This is a genomic window from Synechococcus sp. H55.9 (assembly GCF_047462355.1).
Lineage (GTDB): Bacteria > Cyanobacteriota > Cyanobacteriia > Thermostichales > Thermostichaceae > Thermostichus.
Window position 1 is genome coordinate 1 of the sequence record NZ_JANSJB010000198.1, and the last position, 1,145, is coordinate 1,145.

Annotated in this window: 2 protein-coding genes; both read right to left on the reverse strand. The window is 60.3% G+C overall.

The features are described 5' to 3' along the window. Positions 1-117: 117 nt before the first annotated feature. The gene (aat, locus tag NW857_RS13100) at positions 118-732 is read right to left on the reverse strand and encodes a leucyl/phenylalanyl-tRNA--protein transferase (protein WP_414334863.1); all 615 of its coding nucleotides are present in this window, start codon (positions 730-732) and stop codon (positions 118-120) included. Continuing rightward, positions 701-1,144 carry a hypothetical protein gene (locus tag NW857_RS13105; RefSeq protein WP_414369230.1) on the reverse strand — a complete coding sequence of 148 codons (444 nt, stop codon included), beginning with the start codon at positions 1,142-1,144 and terminating at the stop codon, positions 701-703. Before NW857_RS13105 ends, aat begins: the two co-directional genes overlap by 32 nt. Position 1,145: the final 1 nt, after the last annotated feature.

The following is a 1,145-nucleotide window of genomic DNA, read 5'->3' on the forward strand; positions in this document are numbered from 1 at the left end:
CAGCTTTTGGCTCATGGCAATCTCAACGGCAGTAAAAAGCTCTTCTTAACCCTACAACAATGTCCATCTGGTGGTTCATTTCTACCGGGAGCCGCTGCAGTGTTTGGAATTCCAGGTTCAATCAAACCGACAAGGGATCTCCAGGCACTGCTGCAACAGCTTCAGGTAGTCTTGGCCATCCATGAGAAAGGCGCCAAAACGGGCTAGGTGCGGGTTCATCAACTGAGCGTCGAACAGGCGAAATCCCCGCTCCCGCAGGTGTTCCACCAGCTTCACCAGGGCCACCTTCGAGCCGTTGGGCCTGCGGTAGAACATGGACTCGCCGATGAACGCTGCCCCCAGGGCAATGCCCAGGATCCCGCCTGCTAGGGTGTCTCCCTGCCAGGTTTCAAAGCTATGGGCAAAGCCGGCCCGGCGCAGAGCTGCGTAGATCTGCTTCAGCTCACGGCTGATCCAGGTGTGGGTACGAGCGGCACAGCCTTCTACCACCTGCTCAAAAGCGTCGTTGATCCGCACCTGGAAACGACCGCTGCGCACCAAAGGCCGCAACGAACGGGGGCAGTGGAATCGCTCGTCGAGCGGGATCACGGCGTGCCGGTCGGTGCCGTACCAAGCTAGGGATCCCGTCTCTTCGTCGGCCATCAGGAAGTAGCCTTGGGCGTATCCGGCCAGAATGGCGTCCAGGTTCACTTGTGCCCCCTCAAGATTGCCATTGGGGCGAGAGACTGGCAAAATCTCCCGCATTGACTTTGGGGTGACAATCCACGCAGCCACTGACCCGCACAGGAGTGGGAAACTCCACTTGCAGGTGCAAGGCGCGGAAATAGCGAGAATCGGCCAGGCGGTAGGGCACCTGTTCTCCTTGTCGCAGAGGGCGGGAGTTGGGCCGCAAATAACCCCAGGCCAGTTGCAAAGCCACGCCGCTCAGGGGCTGGATCTGCTGGCCATAGTGGCTGGGATCCTGTAGCAGCCGTCGCCAGGTTTCGGTGGGCAACACTTGGGCGGGCAACGCCACGTGGCAACTGCCACAACTGCGCACATATTGAGCCTGCTCCAGTTGGGCTTGAGTTAGGCCCTGCTGTGCCTGTGCCCCCAGCTTCTGTGCCGATCCCGCCAGCAGGGATCCCACAAACCCGGCCAGGATG